The 22,472-nt window shown below is 45.6% G+C and carries 10 protein-coding genes; 6 read left to right on the forward strand and 4 right to left on the reverse strand.

The window, feature by feature from the left end; translation table 11 throughout:
- Positions 1-144 precede the first annotated feature (144 nt).
- Complete coding sequence (locus tag MHI32_RS08760) at positions 145-1,890, reverse strand: alpha-glycosidase (RefSeq protein ID WP_340012170.1); 1,746 nt, start codon at positions 1,888-1,890, stop codon at positions 145-147.
- A gap of 880 nt (positions 1,891-2,770) precedes the next feature.
- On the opposite strand from MHI32_RS08760, the gene MHI32_RS08765 reads away from it, so the two are divergent.
- The 6 genes from MHI32_RS08765 (at position 2,771) to MHI32_RS08790 (ending at position 11,223) form a co-directional block, all read left to right on the forward strand.
- Positions 2,771-4,102 carry a maltose ABC transporter substrate-binding protein gene (locus tag MHI32_RS08765; RefSeq protein WP_076126469.1) on the forward strand — a complete coding sequence of 444 codons (1,332 nt, stop codon included), beginning with the start codon at positions 2,771-2,773 and terminating at the stop codon, positions 4,100-4,102.
- 107 nt (positions 4,103-4,209) lie between these two features.
- On the forward strand, positions 4,210-5,523 hold the full coding sequence (locus MHI32_RS08770) for a sugar ABC transporter permease (protein WP_036684375.1): 1,314 nt from the start codon (positions 4,210-4,212) through the stop codon (positions 5,521-5,523).
- On the forward strand, positions 5,520-6,362 hold the full coding sequence (locus tag MHI32_RS08775) for a sugar ABC transporter permease (protein ID WP_036684372.1): 843 nt from the start codon (positions 5,520-5,522) through the stop codon (positions 6,360-6,362). The genes MHI32_RS08770 and MHI32_RS08775 overlap by 4 nt, the downstream gene beginning before the upstream one ends.
- Before the next feature lie 97 nt (positions 6,363-6,459).
- Positions 6,460-8,514, forward strand: a complete 2,055-nt coding sequence (locus MHI32_RS08780) for a methyl-accepting chemotaxis protein (RefSeq protein WP_340012172.1) — start codon at positions 6,460-6,462, stop codon at positions 8,512-8,514.
- A gap of 167 nt (positions 8,515-8,681) precedes the next feature.
- Positions 8,682-9,599: an AraC family transcriptional regulator gene (locus MHI32_RS08785; RefSeq protein ID WP_076184739.1), complete on the forward strand. Its 918-nt coding sequence runs from the start codon at positions 8,682-8,684 to the stop codon at positions 9,597-9,599.
- Between the two features lie 118 nt (positions 9,600-9,717).
- Positions 9,718-11,223, forward strand: a complete 1,506-nt coding sequence (locus tag MHI32_RS08790; RefSeq protein ID WP_340012173.1) for an alpha-glucosidase/alpha-galactosidase — start codon at positions 9,718-9,720, stop codon at positions 11,221-11,223.
- Positions 11,224-12,682: 1,459 nt separating this feature from the next.
- On the opposite strand, the gene yhbH is transcribed toward MHI32_RS08790, so the two are convergent.
- From yhbH to MHI32_RS08805, 3 genes are all read right to left on the reverse strand, one after another.
- Entirely contained in the window at positions 12,683-13,846 is a 1,164-nt protein-coding gene (gene yhbH / locus MHI32_RS08795; RefSeq protein ID WP_036684553.1) for a sporulation protein YhbH, read from the reverse strand.
- A 173-nt stretch (positions 13,847-14,019) separates the two neighbouring features.
- Positions 14,020-15,705 (reverse strand): hypothetical protein, encoded by a 1,686-nt coding sequence (locus MHI32_RS08800; protein WP_340012174.1) that lies wholly within the window; start codon positions 15,703-15,705, stop codon positions 14,020-14,022.
- Positions 15,702-22,439, reverse strand: coding sequence for a hypothetical protein (locus MHI32_RS08805; protein WP_340012175.1), 6,738 nt, complete (start codon positions 22,437-22,439; stop codon positions 15,702-15,704). Before MHI32_RS08805 ends, MHI32_RS08800 begins: the two co-directional genes overlap by 4 nt.
- Between the last annotated feature and the right edge of the window lie 33 nt (positions 22,440-22,472).

Below are 22,472 nucleotides of genomic sequence, written 5' to 3' on the forward strand. Positions count from 1 at the left end.
AATTCTGGCACCCCTTAGTTTGAGCAGCGGTTAGCATTTTAGTATGCTCCAAAAGAAAACAGGGTATCCCGAAGCGATTATCGCTTGCGAGATACCCTGTTTTGTTATGCTGTATGGCTGGGCAGTGGGAAGAAAAGAAATCTTTTAGATGATTGCCTTTAGGATAGCGAATCCATAGGCTGGCATTTTCACGATCAGCTTGCTGCGTTCTGTGCGCATTGTTTCGCCTGTAAACAAGTTCTCCCAATCCCGCTCGTCTACGTCAATACGGAAGGTCTGAGCGGTCTCTTCACTGTTGATTAGTACCACAATCGTCTGCAGATCCAGCCGGCGCTCATAGGCTAGTTTGCTGCCTTGTTGTCCTGCCTCCAGGAAGGTAAATGTACCTGTGCGGAGAGCAGGGTGGTCGTTGCGTATTTTAATAAGCTGACGATAGAACTCGAAGAGCTCTCGATCCTGCTTTTCAGGGTTCCACTCCATGCATTTGCGGCAACCAGGGTCACCTTCACCGTCCATGCCGATCTCGTCACCGTAATAGATGCAGGGAGTGCCCATAAAGGTGAATTGGAACAGTGCCGCTAATCGCATCTTGTTTTTGTCTCCAGCAGCCAGCGTAAGCAGTCGTGGAGTATCGTGGCTGTCCAGCAGATTAAAAGCAACTTCACTAGCCTGCAGCGGGTAGCGTGATAACTGTTTACCAATGGAATTGGCGAATCCTTCAGCATCAAGAGTGCCATTCACAAAGAAGTCAAGGACGGCGTCAGTGAAAGGATAGTTCATAACGGCATCAAATTTATCGCCTTCCAGCCAAGGTGCAGATTCATGCCAGATTTCCCCCAATATGTAAGCCTCAGGATTAGCACGTTTAACCACCTTGCGGAATTCCCGCCAGAAATCATGATCCACTTCATTGGCAACGTCCAGACGCCAGCCATCGATCCCGACTTCTTTGATCCAGTATTCTGCGACTTTCAGTAAGTATTGTTTAACTTCAGGGTGTTCTGTGTTTAGCTTTGGCATTAGCGGTTCAAAAGCAAAGGTGTCATAAGTAGGGACACCGTTTTCAATCTGAAGCGGAAACTTGCGAATATGGAACCAATCTTTAAAGGCGGAAGCCTCTCCTTTTTCTTGAACATCTACAAAAGGAGCAAAGGTTTTGCCAGAATGATTGAATACGGCATCTAGCAGGACACGAATCCCACGTTTATGGCAGCTATCGACGAGCTTTTTTAAAGTCTCAATATCTCCAAAATGCGGATCGACTTTCATATAGTCTTCTGTATCGTATTTGTGATTAGTAGTTGCATCAAAGATAGGTGTGAAATAAATAGCAGTGATCCCAAGCTCGTTAAGATGATCTAAATGATCAATAACCCCTTGCAGGTCGCCGCCAAAAAAATTGGTTGGTGTTGGTTCGGAGCCCCATGGCTGAACATTTTCCGGATCAAGGCTCGGGTCACCATTTGCAAAGCGTTCTGGGAAGATCTGATAAAAAACAGCGTCCTTTACCCAGGCAGGCGGAGCGAATACGTCAACGCGGTTAATGAAAGGGAATTCGAACAGCTTGTTTGGGTTTTCCGGCCGCACCGTTTGAAAGTCACTTTCGGTCATCCAAATTCGTTCGTTATCTTTTTGAAGTAAGAAACCGTATTTCAAGCGGCGGTAGAGAGGTACTGAAGCACATTCCCAATAGTCAAACATAGCATCGGAGGTGAAGAGGGTCATGGGAATTAGCTCTTTTGTGGTATCCCAAGCATATTTATCTCCAGCAAAGGCGAATACTTCGGTTAAATCCCCTTTTTTAGCGCGTAGACGCAGGTGAATCGTACTTTCATTATAGGCATAAGACCAATTTAACCGCGGACGATGATACACTGCTTCCAGTAACATGATAAATCCTCCTAAAGTTTTGTTAGCGTTACTTCCTCGGATACTTCGGCAAAACCACATCGAAAGCATAGGCTAAGTTTTGTTAGCGCTACTTCCTCGGATACTTCGGCAAAACCGCATCGAAAGCATAGGCTAAGTTTTGTTAGCGCTACTTTCTCGAAAGCATAAACTATTCCCGGACGATACTCCACAGAGCGCGTGGAATGTAGAATGTCGCTATTGTTATTGGTTGCACAGTTTTTTATGCAACATGCACTAAATCAGTAGCAGAGTAGCACATAACAAAGAGGCACAACCACCGCGAAGTAGCTTGCCCGAGGTTGTACCTTTGATAAGTAACATTGCCTTTTAATTATATAGAACAGGAGGCAGACAAGGGATGTTGTGCTTCATGCTGGACAGCCTCTTAACGTTTTGGATTATAGCATGGAATAAAAGGGCTTTCAATACTCTTGTTCAAACCATTGCACTAAATTTCACTAAAGTAAACGAGCATTGTGTAGGGCAATTTATGAGAAATCTCTTGAAATAGAGAAAATGTGGCATATTAGGGGCAAATAAAATAGATATTCCAATAATAAACACATGAATTATCGACTAATTAAAAGATATCATGTGAAAAATGGAGATATATGCCTATAATGTATATCAAATAATGGAAAATGACCCAATACAGTATATGCAAACGTTTTTAAAAACAATCGTTACTGTTGTATGATGTACTCATGAATGAAGCGCTTTCTTACCTGTGAAATGCAGATACAGAAGGAGCAAGCTAAAAGAAGAACTTTTTTTTTTAGCCTTTCTGAAATCGTTTGCGCAGATTGCAGCACTACTATTTTCCATCTTACGTTTTTAAAAATTGGGAGGGGTTAAAGTAATGAAATTGAAAAAAATGATGGTTATCACCGCAGCTTTCTCAATGGCTCTGTCCGTTACAGCATGCGGTTCCAACAACAACAGTACGAATAACGGGGGCAACAACGCAGCAAAAGCTACTAATAATGCTACTACAGAGACTGCAGCGCCAGAGAGCACAGATGCAGCAGCAACAGATGAAATTGTACCTGAAGATGGCGCAACTCTAGTGGTATGGGAAAGTAAAGAAGAAAGACCTTTTGCAGATGAGATTGCTAAACAGTTCACAGCAAAATATAACGTTCCAGTCAAGGTTGAAGAATTGGCACCACCAGATCAAGTAACTAAACTTACTCAAGATGGTCCTTCAGGATTAGCGGCAGACGTTATTCTTATCCCTCACGATAACTTAGGTAAAGCGGCAAGCGCGAGCTTGGTTCTTCCTAACGATGTCTTCGGTGAAGAAACAAAAGCTAACAATACTGAAGCTTCGATTATCGGATCTTCGTACGAAGGCGAATTGTATGGTTACCCAAGAGCAGCAGAAACTTATGCATTGTTCTACAATAAATCGCTTGTTAAAGAAGCACCTAAATCATTTGATGATGTTCTTGCATTCAGCAAAACATTCACGGATAAATCGAAAAATAGATATGGGATTATGTGGGAAGTAGGAAACTTGTACTTCAACTACATGTTTATCGCTTCCGATGGCGGATACCTCTTCGGTAAGGATGGTACGGATAAAGATGATATCGGTCTTGCTAACGATGGCGCAATTGCAGGACTTAAAGAATTTGTGAAACTGAAGGAAGCATTGCCAATTAAGAGTGGTGATATCAACAGTGATATCAAACGCAGCTTGTTCAACTCTGGTGATGTAGCTATGGATATCACAGGTCCATGGGAGCTTGGAGGATACAAAGAAGCTCTTGGTGACAACCTTGGTATTGCTCCAATCCCTACAGTGAATGGCAAAACAGCAATTACATTCTCTGGTATTAAAATTTTCGCAGTTAACTCGTTTACTCAATATCCGAATGCTGCTAAATTGTATGCGAATTTTGCTTCAAGCAAAGACGCTCAGCTGTTACTGAACAAAACGATTGGTTCGGTTCCTACAAACAACGAGGCGCTTCTTGATCCACAGATCTCTAGCGATCCATATGTCTCTGTTTTTGCAGAACAAGCTAAGAACTCCCAACCGATGCCTTCTATTCCTGAAATGGGTAACGTATGGAGCCCAGTGAATGCTGCCCTTCCAGAAATTTGGGATAAAAATGGGGATCCAAAAGCAGCAATGGACAAAGCTGTACAACAAATCAAAGATTTGAATAACAGTGCATCCCAATAAGGATCATAATTCACTGTCTTAACAGCATACAGTGAATCAAGCTGCCCGCCGCATGTTTAGCGGCTGGCAGCTTCTTATTTTCACTCGGAGAGGAGAACGGAAGCGAAATGCAACGACATCGCACGAGGGCCGCAATACTGTCGACGATTTTTATGGGATTGGGACAAATATATAACCGCCAATTCGTTAAAGGAATATTATATTTAGCCGTAGAAGCTGTAGCCGTTTTTTATTTTATTGAGAACCTTGCCAACTCTTTATGGGGCATCGTAACACTAGGAGAGAATCCGAGTCGTCTGGTTAAAGTGAAGGGGATCGCCAAGATGGTTACCGGTGATCACTCGATTTATATCATGATCCAAAGCTTGATCACCATCCTTATTCTTATTCTATTGATTATCGCCTGGTATTTGAATATCAGAGATGCTTACAAGATTGGAGAAAAACGTGATAACGGTCTTCAGGCAAACACTTTTAAACAAAGTGTTCGTTATATCCTGGATTACAAGTTTGCTCAAGCGTTTCTAGTCTTGCCGGGCATTGGTGTTCTATTCTTTACGATTATGCCAATTATCTTCATGATCCTGTTGGCCTTTACGAACTATTCCGCACCTGATCATCTTCCACCCGCCAAATTGGTGGACTGGGTTGGATTTCAGACCTTTCGTAATTTATTGGTCCTTAAAACATGGAGCCACACTTTTTATGGTGTATTAACATGGACAATTATATGGGCAGTTCTTTCAACCATTACTACATACTTCGGAGGACTGTTGGTCGCTTTGCTGGTGAGTCAGAAGGGCATTCGCTTCAAAGGAATGTGGAGAGTAATTCTGATTGTGCCTTACGCGGTGCCACAGTTAATCTCGCTTCTGCTCATGCGCAACTTATTTAACGGTCAATTCGGGCCTATCAATCAATACATGGGGTATTTTGGATTGGATGGATTACCGTGGCTGACTGACCCATTCTGGGCTAAGGTTACCGTAATTATCGTTAATATGTGGGTAGGTATTCCTGTTTCTATGCTGCTTATCATGGGCGTTCTGACTACTATCCCACGGGATATGTATGAAGCTGCTGAGGTGGATGGAGCCTCGGGTTATCAGAAGTTCCGTATCGTAACGTTGCCGATGGTATTGTTCTCTACAGCACCAACCTTGATCACGCAGTTTGCAGGTAACATCAACAACTTTAACGCGATCTTCCTATTAACTGGTGGTAGTCCGGTAAATGGTGACTATCAATATGCCGGTTCTACGGACTTGCTAGTAACCTGGTTATACAAATTAACGCTAGATCAGAATAAAAACAACATGGCTTCGGCAATAGGGATTATTATCTTTATCATTGTCGCTTCATTCTCCCTGTACAATTACCGCCGGACAAAGTCATTTAAAGAGGAGGATATGATCCAATGAGCAGAAAAGTCGCGAACATTATTCGCTTAGCAGGTAGTTATATTATCTTGATTGCTTTGTCGATAGCTGCACTCTATCCTGCCCTTTGGATTCTTTTAGCTTCTTTCCGACCTGGTAAATCATTGTACAGCAAAACGTTTATTCCCGAGCAATTCACTTTATCACATTACAGAGAATTGTTCACATCACCCAGCTATATGTTTGGGACTTGGTATGCCAATACCTTGAAAATAGCTGTGTTCTCGATGCTTATCGGGGTAGTTCTTACTTTGTTAACCAGTTATGCCGTATCCAGATTCCGGTTTAAAGCGCGTAAAACAGCGTTATCCACCGTATTGATTCTTGGTATGTTCCCTGGTTTTATGAGTATGATCGCTATTTATATGCTGCTTAAAGAGTTTAATTTGCTGGATACACATATTGCGTTAATTATCGTTTATGCGGCTGGGGCGCCGCTGGGGGGGACCTTTATCGCCAAAGGGTTCCTCGATACGATTCCTCGTTCCTTGGATGAGGCCGCTCGTATTGACGGGGCGAGCAATTTCGGAATATTTATGCGAATCATCTTACCTTTGTCACGTCCTATGATCACATATATGGCGCTGACTCAGTTTGTTGGACCATGGGTGGACTTCATTTTTGCGAGACTCATTCTGCGGACTAAGGAGAACTGGACAGTTGCAGTGGGGATGTGGGATATGGTTAACACCAATCAAAACACTAACTTTACCTTGTTCTCTGCGGGTGCGGTTTTGATCTCCATTCCAATTATGATTTTGTTTGTATTCTTGCAACGTCTGCTAGTAGATGGCTTGACAGCAGGAGCTAGTAAGGGGTAAACCCATTCGCTCGCTTCATGCTAATAAATGATCAGGGTACAGCCTTTATACAGAAATGGAGGGCTGTACCCTTATTTCGTCATGGGGAGTGAACTTAATGAAAAAGTCCTGGACTCTATATTTTAAATCTGTTGGAGTTAAACTGTTCGTTATTTTATTTAGTTCTATAGTTCTCTTATCCTCCGTGCTAGGATTGACTTCCTATTTTGCCGCTAAAAATATCATTACGAATGAGGTTGCTGCAGCCTCCACACAATCTGTAGTTCAGGCAGCGGACAAGCTGGATTTTGTGCTGTCAGAGTATGAGGCACTATCAAGGCAGTTTGCACTCGACTCTGTGTTAAAGGGTGATTTAGAAAAAATAAATAGTGGCGAGCTTACAACTGTGGCCAAAGCGGGGGCTGAAGATCGGATTCGCAGAAAGCTGGACTTGGTAAAAGGGTCTGATGAGCGGATGTATGGCGTCAGGCTGGTATCCAAGAGCTTGGTAGACTCAGAATCTTATAAGTCTGCTGGTATAAGTGGGATTCGTAGTGATGAAGGCATTTCCGCAAGATTAGAGCAAATTGCCGCAGCTAAAGGAGAGCCAGTCTGGTTTCCCGTTCGTGAGAAAGGCTTTTTTGATGCTTATACTGAGCCATCCTTAACTATGGGGAGATTGCTACGTAATCTTTTACATCCCGAAGCGGAGTATTACATGCTAATCGAAGTGAAAGGGAAGGCCATGACTGAAATGCTGTCTAACCTTCAGATTGGGATGACCGGTGAAATTCGTATCTTGAGTGCGGATGGCAGCATTGTGTATGGTGCGGATCATGCCAAGCTGGGTCAACCCTCTTACATAAAAGTTTCAGAAGAACAAGGGAAAGAGCAAAATCATTCATTTACAGCGGAGGATGAGAACGGAAGTTCTCAGCTTGTTGTATACCAGCCCCTGGCGACTGCCAAGTGGATGCTTATGGGGTATGCTCCTGTCAGTGATTTTACTAAGTCTGCGGACAAGCTTTTATATATCACATTTTCTGTGGTGCTGGCGGCAGCCTTAATAGCACTACTAATTGGTTATATTCTTGTTCGATTGGTAGGGCGCCCGCTGGGTAAGCTGGCAATCTTGATGGAGGAAGGAGAGCGTGGGAACCTACAGGTACGAACCAATTTCAAGGGCAAAGATGAGATTGGCCGCTTGGGTCAAAGCTTCAACAAAATGATGGAGCAGATCTCCTTACTTGCAAGGCAGAGCGGGAATTCGGCAGATGAGGTCCTCCTTACTTCGGAACAATTAGTACAAGCATCAAGTACAATCTCCCTCCATGCCAGAGAGGTTGCGACCGCTACCGGTGAGATTGCAGCGGGGTCAGCCAGCCTCGCTGTTGAAGCCGAACGCAGTTATCACAATGTTGAGATTATCGGCAACAAAATGAGTGAAGTGACGGAAATAAATACAGTGATGGACCATTCAGCAGAACGGGTCATTGAGGTTAGCAATCAAGGTACAGAGCTGATGAAGCTGCTGGTAGAGCAAAGTGAGTCTACGGTAGAGATGATCAATCGAATTCAAGATAATTCTACTAAGCTCAGAGAAAGCACTCATTTAATTCGCAGTATACTCAGCCCTATGATTGCTGTGAATAAGCAGACCAATATTTTGGCACTAAATGCTACCATAGAAGCAGTTAGAGCAGGTGCGGCAGGTAGAGGGTTCATAGTGATTGCTGATGAAATCAGGCAGCTCGCTAACCAGTCGAATGAATCGATTCAATCGGTCTCCAAGATCACGGAAGAGATTGGTCTACATATCGAGAACACCGTTAAGGATATCAATGAAGCCGCTCCTAAGTTCCGTGAACAAATCTCTTCTGTAAGAGAGTCGTCAACGATATTCGCGAGTGTCAAAGAGGAAATGGAACATTTCATGAAACATATTAGTGAATCTTCTGCTTCTGTCCTCGAACTGATTGAGTTCCAGCGTCAACTCGGTGAATCCATGGCCAGCGTAAGCTCCATCGTCCAGCAAACCACTGCTTCGACGGAGGAGGTAGCTTCTATGTCATCTCAGCAATTCACGGTTAGTGAGGAATTGGTTGCCCTATCGGAAAAGCTGGAGGGCTTGGCAGCCGATCTTAAGCACTCTTTGGTTTCTTTTCAAGTATGACAATATTATTCTAATAGAGACGGGCAATTTTCCAATATAATGGAGAGTTGCTCGTTTTTGTTGATTTGATTGCTATCGGACGTTATCTTGTCTTCGAAGTGGCTAAAGAGATACACTTGTATTAAGTAATAAATGAAGAAAGTAGTGATCCATTGACGAACTTAAATCTGAGCCCCAGCGGGAGTCTTTTTCAGCAGGTTTTAATCGAGGGAGATTATAGTCCTCATTTTTTTGCTTACTATTATAAACAGTGGAATAACTACAATATGTCTTACCATCAGCATAATTCAACGGAAATCATGTATTTGATCTCAGGAAGTTGTATCGTGGATGTCCGTCCAAGCTCAGGAGGAGAAGAGAGAGTTCGGCTGAAGCGGGGAGAATTGATCATTTTAGACGCGAATGTTCCGCATAGGCTGATTGTTGAAGAGGGGGCACCTTGTCGGATGCTAAATGTGGAATTTGGCTTCATGGAATATAGAGGGGTTGCACCCTCTGTTGGCAAGCTAGCCCGTAAAGAAACGGCGCTCGCAGAAATGCTGCAGCTTCCTTTTTCCAGTTTAGTAATGCCTGATCCGGAGGAAATCTATCATGTTCTAAAGGGACTTGTGTTAGAGCTTGATCAGAGCGGCGGAAAGGGTGGAAGTATGGTTGATTTATTATTTTGTGAGCTTCTGTTGCGGTTATCCAGACTTCGGCAAGAGCAGCTTCATACCAGCCAACAGCCCTCGCAGCTTTATGTGCGCCGGAGCATTGAATTCCTGCATCAGAACTATGACCAGAACATTCAGGTTAAGGACATCGCTGCCGCAGTTAATCTGCATCCCGGATATTTGCATCGAATTTTTAAGAGCCATACGGGTCGGACGCTCAGCGATTACTTGAATATGCTGCGAATGGAGAAAGCGAAGATGCTGCTTGGGCAGAGCGACATCCCGATTGCTGAAATTGCAGATTACGTAGGAATTAGCAGCAGGCAATATTTTCACCTTCTTTTTAAAAAATACGCCGATTGCACGCCTGTAGAATTCCGCAATTCCATTGAGCGTCACGCCTGGAGTTATGAAGAGTATGATTTTCAGTAGATAGGTTAGGATTTTTGACACCTTCTTTCAAAAGAGGTCATGATATTGGTTACGCTTTCCTTAGGTCCCTTGCTACAATGGACAGGAACAACCAATTCATTACCGGAGGATGGTAACCATGTCATTTAAAGTGTCTTTTATAGGGGCAGGCAGCATTGGATTTACCCGTGGATTGTTGCGGGACTTACTAACTGTACCGGAATTTAAAAATATCGAAGTCTCATTTATGGATATTAACAGCCACAATCTGGAGATGGTCACGGAGCTATGCCAGCGTGATATTAAGGAGAATGGTTTAAATATACAAATTCAGGCGACAACGGATCGCAGAGATGCACTGAAGGATGCTAAGTACGTATTTTGTACTATTCGGATGGGTGGGCTTGAAGCCTTTGCTACGGATGTGGACATTCCCTTAAAATACGGAGTCGATCAGTGTGTGGGAGATACTCTGTGTGCGGGTGGCATCATGTACGGGCAACGCGGAATTGCGGAGATGCTGAATATTTGCCGTGATATTAGGGAGATGGCAGCACCGGATGTACTTTTGCTTAACTATTCGAATCCGATGGCTATGCTGACCTGGGCCTGCAATAAATATGGTGGTGTTCGGACCATCGGTCTATGTCATGGTGTACAGCATGGGCACCAGCAAATTGCAGATGTGTATGGTCTTAAGAAATCCGAAGTTGATATTATCTGTGCGGGCATCAATCACCAGACCTGGTATATTTCAGCAAGTCATGAGGGGAAGGATCTGACCGAAGGTCTTTTAGAGGCTTTTGAGAAACATCCGGAATTCAGCCGTACGGAAAAAGTGCGCATCGATATGCTTCGTCGCTTTGGCTACTATAGTACAGAATCCAATGGACACTTAAGTGAGTACGTGCCATGGTACCGTAAACGCAGTGATGAAATTATGGATTGGATCGATCTGGGGAGCTGGATTAACGGAGAAACTGGCGGTTATCTGCGTGTCTGCACGGAAGGTCGGAATTGGTTCGAGACCGATTTTCCAAACTGGATGAAAGACCCGGCATTGGAGTATACGAAGGAAAATCGCGGGGAAGAGCACGGCTCTTATATTATAGAAGGATTGGAAACGGGACGAGTGTACCGGGGGCACTTTAATACAGCGAACAATGGTGTAATCTCTAATCTGCCAGATGATGCCATCATCGAAGCACCGGGATATGTAGACCGGAACGGGATCTCCATGCCATTGGTAGGTGAATTGCCGCTGGGTCCTGCCGCCGTATGTAACGTGAGCATTTCAGTGCAACGTCTGGCGGTTGAAGCAGCTGTACACGGCGATGATAAGCTGTTACGTCAGGCATTTATGATGGACCCACTCGTTGGTGCCGTATGCAATCCAAAAGAAATCTGGCAGATGGTCGATGAGATGCTCGTCGCAGGGGAACAGTGGCTGCCTCAATACAGCGAAGCTATTGCTAAAGCCAAGGAACGTTTGGCTTCAGGAGAGCTTATCCCAACGAACGCTAACAACGAGGGCGCTGCTCGCCTGAAGGTGAAGTCGGTGGATGAGATGATGCAGGACCGGGAAGCAGCGAACAAAAATGCTGGTGAGTCTGATAAAGGCAAGGATAGAGAGAAGGTTCATTAGGCTGTAGCGTGAAAGCTGTTTAACTATAAATAACCTCCACATTCCAGAGTTTGGGATTGGAGGTTTTTTTAGGATGGAAGTCTAAGAGGGGAAAAACAAAACAGCAGTCATAGCTTACGAAAACAAGCTGACATGGGTGGGGAGTACAAGTTTATCGGTACCGATCCAAATTGTGAAATTAGGTTTATAGTAGGAGTTATTATGTAACTGAAAAAAGAAAGTTAGTTTAATTTCACTGGCTTATTTTTTTATCTATACCGTAGCGCCGAGGGCTACAGTAATCCCACACAGTTGCCCTACATACTATACTGACGCATTCCTCGATACTTACGGACTCAGATGAGCAATTTGCCCATCCCCGATACTTGCGGACCCAGATGACGCTATTCGCCCATCCCCGATACCTACGGACCCAGATGACCCTATTTGCCCATCCCCCGATACTTGCGGACCTAGATGACGCTATTTAGCAATTTATCACCTTTGGAGCGTATTATCGGACTCCAGTGCAGCTATTGCTCAGAATGAGGCTCGTTTTTGGTATTTTTCGTGCTAATAGTAGCTATGGGGTCCGCTAGGAAGCCAAATATGCGATAAAGCTACGTATAAGGTCATCTGTGTCCGAAAGCGCCGAACCCCCAGTAATCCCTCAGTTGCCCTAATTGGATTTCCAGCGCATTCCCTGATACTTACGGACCTAGGTGACACTATTCGTCTATTCCCCGATACTTGCGGACCTAGATGACGCTATTCGCCCATTCCACGATACTTATGGACCCAGATGACGCTATTCGTCCATCCCCGATACCTACGGACCTAGATGACTCTATTTAGCAATTTATCGCCTTTGGAGCGTATTATCGGACTCCAGTGCAGCTATTGCTCAGAAAGAGGCTCTTTTTTGGTGTTTTTCGTGCTAATAGCAGCTATGGGGTCCGATAGCAATCCAAATGTGCGCTAAAGCTACTTATAAGGTCATCTGTGTCCGAAAGCGCCGATCCCCCAGAATCCCACAGTTGCCCTACATACTATTCTGACGCATCCCCGATACTTACGGACCCAGATGACCCTATTTGCAAATTTATCGCCTTTGGAGCGTATTATCGGACTCCAGTGCAGCTATTGCTCAGAATGAGGCACGTTTTTGGTGTTTTTCATGCCTATAGCGGCTATGGGGTCCGATAGCAAGTCAAATATGCGATAAAGCTACGTATAAGGTCATCTGTGTCCGAAAGCGCCGATCTCCCAGAATCCCCAGTTGCCCTAATTGGATTTCCAGCGCATTCCCTGATACTTACGGACCCAGATGACGCTATTTGCCCATCCCCTGATACTTGCGAACTTAGATGACGCAATTTACGAAGTTTGTTGTTTTGGTCAAGAAGGTGAGACGCCAAAAACGCGGATGTTCCATCAGCCATTTTTGGCTTTTGGGACATCCGCGTTTTGGAGTGGGGGATTAAGAATTAACCGTACCTTTTGGACTAAAGAAGGTCTTCAGCGCCTGATACACTTCTTTTTTGTCTTTAATGACGTAATGCATGAATTGTTCATGTTTCAGATGGCGATAAGCTGACATCAAGGTACTGCTACGATTGTATTGGTTCACCTCACCGTAGCCGAACATATTGCTTCGTTTCAGCAGTTCTCCGATCAGCTTCACGCAACGTTCGTTGTCGGAGGTGAGATTATCACCATCGGAGAAGTGAAATGGATAAATGTTGTACTGCGCAGGCGGGTAGCGGCTATCGATAATTTCAATCGCTCGCTGATATGCCGAGGAACAAATCGTTCCCCCGCTTTCGCCACGGGTGAAGAAATCATGCTCACTGACTTCCTTAGCCTCCGTATGGTGGGCGAGAAAAACAATCTCTACCTTCTCATATTGGCGGCGCAGAAAACGGGTCATCCAGAAGAAGAAGCTGCGGGCGCAGTATTTTTCAAATGAACCCATCGAACCTGACGTATCCATCATCGCAATAATGACCGCATTGGAATGAGGTGTTCTAATATCATCCCATGTTTTGTAGCGCAGATCATCTGGGCTGATACTGTGAATGCCGGGATTTCCGCTGCTTGCATTGCGTCGGAGATTCTCCAGCAGCGTACGTTTTTTATCGATGTTGGACATCATCCCTTTTTTACGAATATCGTTAAAAATAATGGATTTGACCTCGATCTCTTCCTTATTCTTAGGCTTCAGATGAGGCAATTCCATATCCTGAAACAGAATGTCCTCCAGATCTTCCAGATTGACCTCTGCTTCCACGGTATCTTGGCCCGGCTGATCGCCTGCTTTTTCTCCTTTACCGGGCTGTGCCGATTGTGAATCGCGCCCAAGCACATCGCCAACCTGACTTTCCCCGTCCCCCTGTCCTACATGCTTCTGTTTACGGAAGTTATAAATAATCCGGTATTCATCCAGACTGCGAATCGGAACCTTCACAATCTGCTTACCGCCTGACAAAATAATATTTTCTTCGGTAACGAGGTCAGGCAAATTATCCTTGATGGCTTCTCTGACCTTTTGCTGATGGCGTTCCTGATCCTGATGACCTTTACGATGAAGGGACCAGTCTTCTTTTGAGACTACGAAGGAAAAGGGACCGGATGATTGCGACAGGATGACCACCTCCCATGGAATATGAATGTTGATTGAGGGAATTTTTTGCAAAGTATATATTTGGATCCCCCGCAAAGTACCTGAGTACGCATAGAAAGCAAAGCCTCACTTTGTGGGGATGTTTTGGGGTTGTAACTAAAGTATATTCATGGGGATGAGGGATATGTGATTTCTTATTCACTGATCTCATCTACGGTTAGCACATAGCTGTTAGATTGGCTTTCGCCAGAGTAGTTACGTCCATCCATATTGAAAGAGAATTGAGCATTTACGGAGCCCTTAAGGAAACGACCCATTACCTGTTCACTCACCTGGACAAAATAATGAATGTTAACCATAGATGCAGCATTAACTACCCCCAGCGGCAAGGTGCCGGCAAATGAAGATTGTGGATTCGGAACTCCATCAATCACAATGCTGTTGGGATCAAGAAAACATTTTTCCGGGGTTAGCCGATTCAGAGATATTTCCGCAGGCCAATTTCCGCTATTGGTTAGTGAGATCCAGCATTGGACTCGCTCTCCTGCTTCTACAATAGTTGGTTTTGCATGGACTACGAGTGAAATGACAGGTGTGACTACTAGGGTGGTAACTGTATTGGAACGAGAGGTTTGCCGTACGGTCCGTCCGTCTGGAAGCACAAAGGTATACTGAACACTACCATGGTTTTGTACGGCTGCGATTTCATGAATGTTAATGGCTGCAGGTATACTCACTTGAAAAACTACAACTGCTGTAGTTCCGCCTCTTAAAGTACCTAACTGGATGCCTTCAGCTGGTCGTGCACCTTTTTGCAACACTCCATTTAAGAGAACACTATCCCATACGAAAAGAGTACCTGAAGGTATGGCATCTGTTAGGACTGCATTTACAGCCAGATTCCCGTTGTTCGTTACCGTAAGCTCATATCTCAAATTATCGCCCGGAGCTGCTGTAACATGATCTACTTTTTTGCTAATGGTGACCCCCGCTTGGACAAGTGAGACAACCGCAGTGTTACTTTCGGTCGTAATTGTATGCTCATCGACTGAATAGGTGACAACCGCGCTGTTGGTTAAGGCCAACGAGGGAGAAAACTCTGTTACTCGGACACGAAAAGTAATATCAACGCTTAGGTCTGTGTCCAGGGAACCGAGTAATATCCCCTGTGCCGGGTCTGATTCTGGGTAATAAATCCCACCTGCGATGACACTCCCCGGTATAAACACCGCCCCGTCTGGAATAGAAATTGTTGCACTGATTTGAGTTAAGAGGCTGTTTCCTTCATTTGTAAGCCGCAAGGTGTAAGTGACTACATCCCCTATAAAAGAAGTCGGAGTACTTGCAGACAAGGAGGTCGAGAGCTGGTAGGAGCGTAAAGAAACCAGCACAACGTTAGACGTAAGCTCACCTTTAACGATTCTTCCCTCCGGTGTGGAAAAAGAAAAACGGCCCAGCGCTTTATTTTGCAGCACTAGGGAAGACGGCAGGGAAATGATGACGACTTGAAAGGCGATGCTCACTTGACTCTGCGGTGCAATAGAACCAAGGGGGATGCCTGAAGACGGTGTAGCCCCCGGAAGAGGCACACCGTCTCTGAGCACACTGTTGGAAATAAAGGATACACCTTCTGGAAGAATGTCAAACACCGTCAAAAAAGCATCTGTATTTCCATTATTACTGGCTTTAAAGGTATACACCAAAGTGTCGCCTAAAGAGGCGTGGAGTTTATCTGTACTCTTCAGCAATGAAAGCACGGGGCCCACGACCGGGGTGTTAACGGTATTGGAATAGACAATTCCGTCAACACCCGCTGCCGAGTTGAAGAGTACCATGGACTGATTGGTTACGACAGGTTGGGTACGTGAGCCGGGAATCATAACGCTACTACCTGAACCTGGAAGGTAATGGTTGAAGAAGCACCTGCAGCAATTGTACCAATTGCGATTCCCGAAGCCGGACTGCCACTAGGACGTGGGGCTCCATCTACGGTAATGCTTCCCGTTACGAACTGGCTGCCAGCTGGAATAGGGTCAACCATGATGACATTATTAACTGGTGAAATCCCTAAGTTGGTGACAACAATCGTATAGGTGATGATATCGCCCACAACCGCATCAATAGAAGTAGTGCTCTTAACCACACTTACGTCTGGTGAAGATACAGGGATAATTAGGACGTTTGAGACAGAGGATCCCGTGAGTGAACGTCCATCTGGTGGTGTGAATGTGAAATTTGCTGTAGCTTGATTGACTAACTGTTGTGGCGAAGGGAGGGAAGCAATAGTAACCTGCAACGTAATGGTTACTGTTACTGTACTTCCCGGAGCTACCGACCCAATACTTAAGCCAGTAGCCGGATCTGATCCTGGTTGTGGTACCCCATTCACGAGCACGCTGTTTGGAACAAAGACAGCTCCGTTCGGAATGGTATCGGTAATAACTACATTTGCTATGAGGTTACCAGTATTTGTCACATTTAAGGAGTAAGTAATCGTATCTCCGACAGTTGCGGCGGTTCTGTCCGCCCCTTTGACAACTACAATGATAGGTTGATATACCGGAATAACAAGTGTATTTGAGAATGAAGATCCTGAGAATGCGCCGGAGGTGAAACTGACGGAAGCTTGATTACTAAGTGTTGCAGGATTAGGCAGCACATTGACAATCGTGTTGAACGAGACTTGGAAAGATGCTCCCGGTGCAAGAGTACCGAGCGAGATCCCGTTCGCTGGGTTGGCGCTAGGGCGTGGAGTGCCATCTACGGTCACGCTGCCTGCGACAAAGCTAGAGCCCGCAGGTATTGGATCACTGAGGTTAACGTTACTGATATTTGCTATTCCACTATTGGTAACAGTGAGGTTATAAGTGATGGTATCGCCAACAACGGCATCGGTAGCTGTCGAAGATTTAGTGACGATAACGTTCGGTGAGGATACTGAGATTGTTGTTGTATTGGAATTGATCGAATTGTTAAATGTCCGTCCATCTGGAAGTGTGTATGCAAACGCGACGGAAGCTTGATTGAGCAGCTGTTGGCTTGCCGGCAATGTTGTGATAAGCACTGAGAACATTACAGATAGGCTTCCATTCGCGGAGATTACCCCCAGTGGGATCCCGGCAGCTGGGTCTGCTCCTGGAGCAGGAGCGCCTTGAATGAGTACACTATTTGGAATAAACGTTGTACCCGCTGGAATGGTATCACTCAGGGTTGCTAAAGCTCCGTAGTTACCTGTGTTGGTCACATTTATAGTATAAGTAATCGTATCCCCAACGGTAGCATTGACTGAATTAGAGCTTTTTGCTGCTGCAAGAATAGGCAGATAGACAGGCGTCGTGACGATATTTGAGAAGGCTACATTTGAGACAACACCTGAGGTGAAGCTGACTGTTGACTGATTATTTAACAATCCGGTAGGCGGCAGTGAAACTACATTTACGGTAAAAGCAACAGTTACGGTTACACCAGGTGCTATGCTGCCTAGGGTTACTCCAGTAGCTGGGCTGACTCCTGTACGAGGCACACCGTCCACAAGCACGCTGCCTGTCACAAAGGTGGTGCCGGCAGGAAGGGCGTCTGTGAAGACCACATTATTTACAGTGGCAATCCCGTTATTAGTTAAAGCTATGGAATAAGTGATCGTGTCACCGACTGTAGTTGATGTTGTGGTTGTAGTTTTAACTACAGCAATATTAGGTGAGGAGACCGGAATAGTGACGGTGTTAGAGAGTGCAGACCCATTAAGTGTACGTCCGTCGGGTAAGGTGAAGCTATATGCTGCGGTTCCTTGATTGACCAGTTGCTGAGGACTAGGCAATGAAGTGATGTCAACCGTGAAAATGACTACGGTCGTTCCTCCAGGCTGTATTAATCCAGCTGCAATTCCGGTGGAAGGATCCGCTTGCGCTAAAGGGAGGCCGTTGATGAGCACACTATTCGGAACGAAAGTCGTACCTGCGGGAATATTATCCGTCAGTATTAAATTAGCAGCATAGTTTCCTGTGTTACTCACTGTCAGTGTGTAGCTAACGGAATCGCCAACCGTGGCATTGGCTGTACTAGCACTCTTGACTACGGCAATGTTCGGCTGGAACACAGGGACTGTAACGGTATTAGAAAAAGTGGAGCTTGAAATAACGCCTGAAGTGAAGGTAACGGATGCCTGATTGATGAGTGAAGCTGTAGGAGGGACGGAGGTAACAGTAACACTGTAAGTAACCAGCGCTGATGCACCAGCTGCTAGAGTGCCGATAGATATCCCCGAAGCGGGGTTCGAATTCGGGAATGGGACTCCGTTGACAGACACGCTGCCTGTTACAAAAGTACTTCCTACCGGTGTAGGATCATTGAGCAAGACGCTAGTAACAGATTCTATACCATTATTAGTTATATTGACGGTGTATGTGACTGTTTCACCAACAGCAACTGATGTTGAAGTAGTGCTCTTGGTAGCGACAATGTTAGGAGCAGAGACTTGCAGTGTGACAGTGTTAGACACAGCAGTCCCAGATAACGGTCTACCGTCAGGCGGAGTAAAGGTAAAGCTTGCAGAAGCCTGATTACTAATCTGCTGCGGTGTTGGCAGGGAGATGATATCAACGGTAAAGCTGACTGCAATACTGGCACCAGGAGCCACATTTCCTACAGCTATCCCTGTATCTGGGGCTGAGCCGGGTTGAGGCATACCACCTACAATGACACTATTAGGAACAAAAACTGTACCTGCTGGAATGTTATCAGTTAGCGTAAGATTTGCAGCCAGATTACCTGTGTTGCTAACAATCACTGTGTAGATGACAGAATCACCGACGACTAAAGCATCGAAATCGCCGTCTCCATCAGCGGCACTTTTTACTAAGGAGATTTGGGGCTGAATAACTGGTGTAGTTGTGATATTAGATGAAGAAGAACCGGAGAATACACCGGATGTAAAACTGACAGATGACTGATTGTTAATCTGTGATGGTATCGGCATCGTTATCCTCACCTCGAATGTTACGGTAGCTGTGGCGCCAGGGCTCAAACTACCGATTGGAATGCCGGCGAACGGAACTGCTAGCGGCAGGGGAGTGCCACTTACAATTACGGTTCCGGGAATAAAAGCGACATTCTCAGGCAGAGGATCACTGAGAATGATATTGCTTACTGTTGCAATACTATTGTTGGTCAATACAGAGGTAAAGGTAAGGATATCACCAGTAACAGCAGTAGCAGCGTTTACGCTTTTTACAACACTGACGTTAGGGGCAGATACTGGGACAGAGAGCGTATTGGACACTACATTTCCTCCGAGCTGACGCCCGTCTGGAAGAGTAAAGCTATATGTCGCTGAAGCAGAGTTTAGCAATACTTGTGATGGAGGTAGGGCTGTGATTGTGACCAGAAAACTTACGGTGACACTATCACCAGGAGCGAGCGGTCCAACTGGAATGCCAGTTGCCGGATTATATCCGGGCAAAGGTGTTCCTCCAATAATGACACTATTCGTGTCAAACACGGCTTGGGGTGGCAGGATATCAGTTACTAATAGAGTAGCTGCAATATTCCCGGTGTTGCTGATCAGGATGGAGTATGAGAGAGATCCCCCTACAGATGCCTGTGCTGCATTGGCGCTTTTGACCATATTAAGGATGGGCTGAAATACAGGTGTTACTATCGTGTTTGAGAGCGAAGAACCGGTGAACGCCCCAGAGGTGAAGGAGGCACTGGCTCTGTTTGTAAACTGTGCTGGACTTGGCAAGGAAGCAACATTCACTCTAAAAGACACCGTGACAGAGCTGCCCGCGGCGATACTTCCGATTGCTATCCCTGTACTTGGGTTAGCCGCTGCAACCGTCGAACCGTTGACAGTCACACTGCCTGCTACAAAAGCTCCCCCCGTAGGAATAGGGTCAGAGACAACAACATTAGTGACAGTGACGCTGCTTGGGTTGGACACTATGACTGAATAAGTAAGATTTTCTCCAACTGCTACATTAGTTAGATTTGCAGTTTTGGTTAGTGTAATGTTTGGAGCGGAGACCGGAATGGTTAGGGTATTGGATAGACTGGTCCCGGAGAATGATCTTCCACTTGGCAGTTGGTAGGTGTAATTGCTACTGCCTTGATTATTCAGAACAGGTGGAGCAGGCAGAGATTGTACAGAGACAAGAAAGGTCACAGGAACAGCTGCCCCTGAAGCTAAAGTGCCTAAGTTAATTCCTGTAAGTGGAGAGTCAGCAGGTCTAGCAACACCGTTAACAGTTACACTTCCCGAGACAAAGGCGCTTCCTGAAGGAATATTGTCGCTCAGGGTTACAGCCGCCCCGATATTTCCAGAATTCTGAACATTTAACGTATAAAGAATATTGCTCCCTACAGTTGCACTGGATACGTTCGAGCTTTTTGCAATTTGGATTACAGGCTGATACACGGGAGTTGTAGTCGTGTTTGAGACTGAAATGCCAGTAAAAGCACCCGAGCTAAAAGAGGCACTAGATTTATTCAATAGCTGAGCGGGATTTGGTAATGAGATAACGTTGACTTGAAAAGTGACGGCGACGGAGCTTCCGGGAGCGATGGTACCGACAGCAATCCCTGTTCCAGGATTAGCTGAGGGTTGTGATACACCGGCGACGGTGACACTTCCGGGAACCAGCGATGTACCCGCAGGTATGGTATCTGAGAGTGAAACGTTGGTAACTGCTGCAATTCCGTTGTTACTGATTACTGAGGTGTAGAGCAGTATATCTCCGACAGTTACGTCGGTGAATCCAGCGCTTTTGACTACGGTAACATTGGGTGTTGTAACGGGAATAGACAAAGTGTTGGACGAGGCCGAACCAGCTACCGTTCGCCCATCTGGAACTTGAAACGTATAAGCGGCGCTTGCTTGGTCAACCAACTGCGGCGGTGAGGGAAGACTATTCACGATGACCCGAAATTGAACAGTAGAACTGCCACCGGCGGCAACCGTACCGATAGCAATCCCTGTGGCAGGGTTACCAGCGACAGGATTTCCATTGACGGTGAAGCTGCCTGCGACATAAGAGCTGCCTGAAGGAATATTATCCGTAAGTGTTGTTACCGCGCCGATATTTCCTGTGTTCGTGATTTGAAGAGTATAGGTAATTTGATCTCCAACCGTAGCATTGGTGGTATTGGCTGATTTCACAATGTTAAGGACGGGTGAATATACAGGTAAGGTTACTGTATTAGATGGAATGACCCCCGTCATGATAGGGCCTCCGGCTACACTTTGAAACGTAAAGGCAGCGTTGGCAGTATTTGCGATATTTTGTGGACTTGGCGGCAATGAAGTGACTTTGGCTTGATATGTAACCGTTATTGAACTGCTTAAAGCTAATGAGCCTAATGGGATTCCTGCTGTAATATCAAAAGTAGGCCTTACGACGCCAGCAACGACTACGCTTCCAGTTACAAAAGTGGATCCTGCCGGCAGCGCATCTGATAAAACGACACTTGCTGCTCCCGCTGTTCCTGTATTACTGACAGTCACCGTATAAGTTACCGTATCACCGACTATGGGGCCGGCTACATTAGCGCTTTTAGTGAGGTTTATTTTAGGAGCATTGATATCAACCTGTATGGCATTACCGTTGAGTACATAAGCATCGCCTGAGGTGGTTAATTGTAATACGGCTGAAGATTGATTGTTTATCAGCCGTGCGGAGACGTCAACGTTGGTAATGTCCCAGCCTTGACGGCCACCGATAATGTTGGTCCCTGGGTTTCCATTTATTTGATTGCGGTTTCCAAAGGTACCTGTTGTGTTTAGATTACCTGCATCATTGTTAATCTGTGACGCAAAAAAGTTGTTGGCAAAGTTATTAGGTCCCGATAAAGCAACAAGTGTAGCTGAGGTTGGACCAAATAACGCTTGATCCCCCGAACGGTTGGCATCCCCCTCCTGTGCGCTGAATAACGCTCTGCCGCCAAGCGCACCTGTAATTGGTGTTGCGAAGCCTGTGATCGTAGTTGAAACTGGGGCTGAGTTTGCCTGTACAAGTATTGCACCTGCCCGTAGGGACATATTGCGAAAAGGTAAGGCTGTATTTTGGTAGATTACGCCTAATGTCCAGCCAGCATGGTTGGCCGTGGAATCACTAGGGATAACAATCGTACCCACTACACCGCCAGTGGTGTAGGTGCCGGCGCCGCCTTGTTGGATAATGCTGGTCACGTTGGCGGAACGAACATATGCTGATGCACCACCTCCCAAATCGACTACGTTGCTCGTTGCTGAATCGGGAGTAACGCTGAATGTAGTGCCAGCAGGAGTTATGAAGGAGACAGGGTTGTTAATGGCCGAACTGAGGTTAACGGTTCCGTTAATATAGGTACCGCCCCATATCAGTTCTGCATACAGCACTGTGCTGCCAGATGGTAGGACTAGTATGGCTGCTGAACTGTTGCTTGTATAAAGACTAGTAGTTCCGCTAGGATAGGAACCAAATGTCGATGAAGTATTAACAGTAGTAAAGCCACCGATGCTGTCTAATGTCCCTGGCACTCCGATCGTATCGGAGCGGCTAAGTCCAAGCGTGTTGCCGGTAAATGTGATAGCACCGGTCGCATTGATCGTTGCCCGTACGACTAGTGGAATGATTCTCACCTCCTTCGAGGTTGATTTTGGCCAAAAGTGAAC

It is taken from the genome of Paenibacillus sp. FSL H7-0690 (assembly GCF_037980415.1).
In the GTDB taxonomy this organism is placed as follows: domain Bacteria; phylum Bacillota; class Bacilli; order Paenibacillales; family Paenibacillaceae; genus Paenibacillus_AQ; species Paenibacillus_AQ odorifer.

Excerpts from the sequence above, each read along its gene's own strand:
- MHI32_RS08770 (WP_036684375.1), top strand. The coding sequence starts at position 4,210 with ATGCAACGACATCGCACGAGGGCCGCAATACTGTCGACGATTTTTATG.
- MHI32_RS08800 (WP_340012174.1), bottom strand. The coding sequence starts at position 15,705 with ATGATTCCCGGCTCACGTACCCAACCTGTCGTAACCAATCAGTCCATG.
- MHI32_RS08790 (WP_340012173.1), top strand. The coding sequence starts at position 9,718 with ATGTCATTTAAAGTGTCTTTTATAGGGGCAGGCAGCATTGGATTTACC.
- MHI32_RS08765 (WP_076126469.1), top strand. The coding sequence starts at position 2,771 with ATGAAATTGAAAAAAATGATGGTTATCACCGCAGCTTTCTCAATGGCT.
- MHI32_RS08760 (WP_340012170.1), bottom strand. The coding sequence starts at position 1,890 with ATGTTACTGGAAGCAGTGTATCATCGTCCGCGGTTAAATTGGTCTTAT.
- MHI32_RS08780 (WP_340012172.1), top strand. The coding sequence starts at position 6,460 with ATGAAAAAGTCCTGGACTCTATATTTTAAATCTGTTGGAGTTAAACTG.
- MHI32_RS08775 (WP_036684372.1), top strand. The coding sequence starts at position 5,520 with ATGAGCAGAAAAGTCGCGAACATTATTCGCTTAGCAGGTAGTTATATT.